The sequence below is a fragment of the Bartonella sp. TS82HLJMH genome, assembly GCF_042193495.1.
Classification (GTDB): domain Bacteria; phylum Pseudomonadota; class Alphaproteobacteria; order Rhizobiales; family Rhizobiaceae; genus Bartonella; species Bartonella grahamii.
The window spans coordinates 7,501-13,005 of record NZ_JBHILU010000021.1 but is presented as its reverse complement, the minus strand read 5'-3'; the positions used below and the strand labels follow the sequence as shown (position 1 = coordinate 13,005).

The 5,505-nt window shown below is 37.6% G+C and carries 3 protein-coding genes and 1 pseudogene; all 4 read left to right on the top strand.

All coding sequences use genetic code 11. From position 1 onward, the window contains the following. A partial coding sequence (locus ACFIKO_RS08120; RefSeq protein WP_375620442.1) for a hypothetical protein occupies window positions 1-187 on the top strand: 187 nt, incomplete at its 5' end. A 50-nt stretch (window positions 188-237) separates the two neighbouring features. Further along, window positions 238-1,601: pseudogene (locus tag ACFIKO_RS08115) on the top strand (MFS transporter). A gap of 404 nt (window positions 1,602-2,005) precedes the next feature. Then, window positions 2,006-2,179 carry a hypothetical protein gene (locus ACFIKO_RS08110; RefSeq protein ID WP_375620444.1) on the top strand — a complete coding sequence of 58 codons (174 nt, stop codon included), beginning with the start codon at window positions 2,006-2,008 and terminating at the stop codon, window positions 2,177-2,179. 849 nt (window positions 2,180-3,028) lie between these two features. Beyond that, on the top strand, window positions 3,029-3,961 hold the full coding sequence (locus ACFIKO_RS08105) for an abortive infection family protein (RefSeq protein WP_375673705.1): 933 nt from the start codon (window positions 3,029-3,031) through the stop codon (window positions 3,959-3,961). Window positions 3,962-5,505 lie beyond the last annotated feature (1,544 nt).

Here is a 5,505-nt window from a genome sequence, read left to right as displayed (position 1 = left end):
CATGCAGAGTGAGTTGACGGCGAATAGACTCCTCGATAAACTCATTAAGATCAACTTAACCGATGGTTTTATTTTGGAGGAAGAGGGGTTGTATACAAGAGAAGCATTTGGGGACCATCAGCGCTTCCAATCACATTCATCCCAATATCGCAATCAACAAACGCGTATTAATTCTCAAAGCCTGTAATTTATAGAGCAGGACCAATATTTTAAAGAATATCTGTAGGGAGCATGATCATGCAAAAGGTGGATTCCTATACCAAATCAGAAAGGTATGTCATATATACCGTAATTATTTCCAGCATACTTCCCTTGCTGGATGGAAGCATTGTTAATGTCATCCTTCCAGACCTTGCTTTTTATCTTTCAGTAGAGGAAAATAATATACAATGGGTTGTAACATCCTATTTTCTTGCCACCGTGCCAGGATTGTTGATAGCAGCTTTTGTGCAAGGAAGAATAGGTATCAAAAGAACTTGGTTTCTTGCAAGCTTCATTTTTATGCTTGGATCACTGGGGGTAGGATTAAGCTATAATTTTCCAACCATTATATCTGCCCGTATCGTTCAAGGTTTCGGGACCGGTCTTTTGCTGCCCCTTAGCCAAACCATCATTGCCTTACAATTTGGACAGACACGAGTGCGCCAAGCCATGGGCACCATAGCCGTACCAACAGTTTTCGCTCCTGCCTTTGGTCCGCTAATAGGCGCCTCACTTGCTCAGTATGTCTCTTGGCGTTTGTTATTTTTATCAATATTCCGCTCATTTTATTGGCGCTCACCATTGGAGCGAAACACTTAAAGAGCAACGAAACAACAAAAACAAAATTTAACTTATTTGCATTTTTAGCATTTTCCATATCGCTTATTTCGTTTTTTTATCTCACAGAAGCCAGAAATATAAAGAACAACACCTCCGTATATATCTTAGCACTTATAGCTGTGATATCTCTCATATTGTTCACTGTTTCTAATCAGAAAGCAAAAAACAAATTAATCGTCTTTAGCGGATTTCAAAATGCACGCTACACATTACTCATGATCATGGGGCTTGTTGCTTCATTTCTTTTTTATAGCTTCCTCGTTTATTTCCCACTAGCCGTTGCCATGGAACAAGCCCATGAAAATAGCCTTCTCATCATCGGCGCAGTCCTTGCTTTGCAAGGAGTGGGTGCATGGATCGGAAGGAAATTTATTTACCAAAAATGGAAAGAAAAATCTCCCTTTTTCATGATAGGAATTGGTTTGGTGATATCAAGCTTTGGATTATTATGCTTCGGCTATAATATAAGCATGGATGGGCTTGGATTCTTGCTAAGAGGCATAGGGCTTGGCATCACCACCATTGTCTGCCTTTCCGCCCCCATCCAATATGTCAACAGTTTATACGTCAAAGATACAGCAGTTATCACACGCATATTACAGCAAATAGGCGGAGCTTTGGGGGGTGTATTCGCTGGCTTTTTGATCCATTCGCTGACAGAGGAATATCTTTCCCTCAATCAAACATATCTCATATTCTTTATATTCTCTATCGCTGCATTTTTACTGTTTTGCCTCGCACTCTCCTTATCGCATAAAGAAAAGAGATCCGATTTATGATATGCTTCGTTGGAATACCTTCTCAATGATATTTGCGATGGGTATAAGATCATAGAACAGTTTACCACTTTTCGAGAAACCAACACACTGAGACCTTGACCACAACCTTCGTTATTTTTATGAAAGAACACTAAACCAACAAAGCTCCTTAAGCTCTAAAATTTGGCCATCTCCAGTAACGTACGGTGTTTATCAACTCCATACTTCCTTTGTGCTCTTGGACACCTCTAAAAGCCTCTTGAAATATGGGATTTTCTGATCATATCTTTGCAAATATCCACGAAATTAAGCACGCGTTTCACGTGGATTAAGTCCACAAACGCGCTAACAGAAACTCTACAGCACTAGCATAGAATATAGCATCCCGCCACGCTCTAAATGTTGGTCATCTTCTGCCACGCATCATGATATGGAAAATAGCACCGTGCTGCAAACTTGGTGATGTTATTCACCCCATTTCAAACTCATTAAATCGCTATGGTTTCATAATCGCAACAGGTTCAAATAAAGATGAAGCGACAAAAACAGCCGGTAAAGCAGCATCTTTTCTCCATTTCCTTCTCTCCATTCCATTGTGAACTGTCATCACAAATCTCCCCCTCTTTAATAAAACAAAACTTTCCTCCTTGAAGAGAAAGTTTTTAAAACATTGAAAATCATGATGCACGATGACAAACAACAAACCATCTCTAAAAAGGCTGTTTTTTTGACTATCACAGTGTGCTCTGAGATTTCTCTAACATTTTCCTGCCTTTAAATTTTCCTTGTAAATTTTACGGAAAAAGAAGCTTTTCAGAGGACTCTTACGCCTAGTTTCATTGCTTCAAGCTCCCTTATAGACACGATAAACATTTATATTTTCATCTCTACCAAATATACGAGATTAAAAGCGGATATCATGAAAACAGCCTTTTTATAGAAGACCGTAAGCTTAAGGAGATAAACGAATTTGGTAAACCGATCCCCTGCCCACTCATTACGCTCTACCGGTTATGCAAATAAAGAGCCCCATCTGCTCTTTCTGACAAGCAAAGAACACCCGCAACATTTAGTAACATGCCATTGTTGAAATTCTTGTCACAAAACCTTCCTTATTGTCATGTCAGGGATTATGCCTATTGCCTGCGTCCTTCTCTCCAATAAACAATCTGTCAATAAAGAATGTTATTGCACTTACGATAATACAAATTTATACTTCTGTTCTCATTCTATATTTTTCGAATTATCACACATTATCCACCCCCTCCCCTTCACTGTTATAACAATGAAAAGAGAAAACATTTAAAACACAATATAGTATTTCTCTTTCACAAATCTTATATAAGCCACAAAGTGGTTGCGCAACCTTCCATGCAAGGTCAAGAGCAATAAAATCATACTCTAAAAAACACTGCATACACCGCTTTTTGATATTATAAAGCCATAAAATGCAATTATCATCCCCACAAAAAATCTCTCAGAAAAACAAAATTCCTCCTGCAATCATTGGACTGCTCCCTCCAATGTTTGCGTATCATTATACTCATGACGAGTTAGATGAATTGTTTATTGCATCATTTGCTCCTCCTGAGATTCCAGAAGGTACAAAACCCAAAAAAGTTAAAGCATGGTTATATGCAATCAATATGAAATGCGAAGAACCGCTTGAAGTCCTTGGTAATTTGCTTGGGGATTTTTTGGAAAAAGAATATTATGATCCAGACCCAAGCGGATTCAATCCATCATTATATGAAAAAATTTTACAGTTACAAAAAGATCAACGTAAAATTTTAGAAACGTTAAAGAAAGATGGATTAGAATATCAGCGTGGAGGGCATCTTATCAAGAAGGAGCTCACCTCCACAAAAGAATTGCAAAAAGCTGGTCTCCTCTCTACAGAAGAGCTAAAAAAACTTATTGCAGAGAAAGGACTTTCAGCAGTAGAAATCGAAATAAATAGGGCATTAGAAAATATAGAAAAAGATCCAAGGGAGGCAGTTCTATTTGCAGCAAATCTATTGGAAGCCTCTTGCAAAGCTTATCTCGACCACCATTCTATCCCATATGCAGAAAACGCCCGTAGTAAGCTGCGCGATTTATGGAAAGAAGTCGTTAAGAAAGCTAAGATCCATCCCGACGATATAAAGAAAAAAAACTTAAAAAATCAAGATCTAGATAAAAATGACTTAAAAATGATCGCATCCGGTCTGTATCAAATTGTGGACGGTACTATGAATTTAAGAAATAAGAAAGGTGCAGCGCACGGCCGCTCAGAAAAGGATTTTAAACTAATCAATCTCAAACCTCGCCATGCGCGCTTAACTTTGAATGCCGCACATTCTCTCTCAATTTATATCTTAGAGCTCATGGATCAGCCATAATAAAAAAGAGCACTCTTCTTACATACCATAACTATTTTCTCTTTACAGGCTTTTTGCCATCAACATAATGCTTTACCCTTTACAAAACACTCTTTGCAAATAATCGGGGTATCGTTATAATCATAGGCATTTTAGATTTTGTCTTTTAATACAAAAGGCCAACAAAGCCTCCACTCTATGCACGGGGTGTCTTTTTTATCGCAAAACACATCATTTTCATCAAAAGCCTATCATAACATTTTATATTTCGAGCTAAGAGCGATAGCAAATTTTCTTAAAATCATTTTCTGGAAGCTTTTTCACCTTCTCCCGATGCTTTAAATGCTATAAGAAGGCATCCGAGGTATTTTTGATTTATTTACCGGCAGTTAAGCAATAGGCAATATTGGACTACAGTAACGCGTACTTTATGTTGATTTTTCTTGAAGGTTTCCACCCCTTAAAAAGATTGCGTACCATGAAGAAGAGTTTGGCTTGCGTTTTTCATTGAAAGCAAGTTTTGTAGCTTTTTTTATGATGTTAAGATAGCGGTAAGTTGGAAACGTTTTTTTTTAATTCCTCGCCATTTTTTTATATATGGGTGGAGATGGTACGTTTTTTCTCAAGCAAAATCGCAGACATGCGACATTTTTTGTCTGAAGGACGAGGATATCTGAGAATTTTGGAGAGAGCTTTGATTATTTTTGGTTATGTTTATAGGATTTTTTTGGTCTTCTGGAGTGAGATCGTGAACGGTTAGTTTCAGGGAAGGATTGAGAAGTTTGCATTTTAGAGAGGCAAAGCCCAGTTTTCAAGTTTCTAGTTCCGACAATATGTTTTTTAGCTTATCTTTAAGCATCTAGAATGAAGGTTTATTTGAAAGTCTCCTTGTGAGAACCGCGATAGTAGCGATAAGATTTTGTCTCAAGCAATTAGCTATTTTATTTTCAATTTTTTAAAGGGGTGAATGAGCGAATAAGCTCTGAACCTCTTTATTAAAAGTCTCTCTGAGAGAGAGTCACGCCCATATTAAAAGATCAAGAACCCGCTCAGAATGTTTATTAGAGCAGCATCTTTTGCAGCTATTGGAGCTTTTTTTGTGAAGCGTCTTGTTTTTTGCTTTTTTAGAAAGAAAGTCCAGACCCGATAGTGTCTATGTGTACTACCTTAACGGATTAAGCAGCAAGTATTTTTCAAAGCTTTATGATAATTTTATACCATAAGCGCACATTTGCTATGTGTAATTTGTCGATCTGCTCTGAAAGGTAAAGACTATATTATGACACGGCACCACTAAGGATTATTATAGGAGGAATGATTAAAGACTGCTCACAGTTAACTTTACAGCGTAAAACTAACTTCTGAAGTGTCCCAGCACCTAAATTATTGGATAAGTAGATAGCAAAGCATTGAATTACCACCCCGTAAGTAGTACATCAATCCAGCGTAATGTAGCGACATTCCACACGAATAGCATCCTATTTATATCCATGTGCAACACACCCAAAGCCCTTTCCTTATAATTGGCATTGTCACAATAATCAAATAATCATAAGCATATCTTA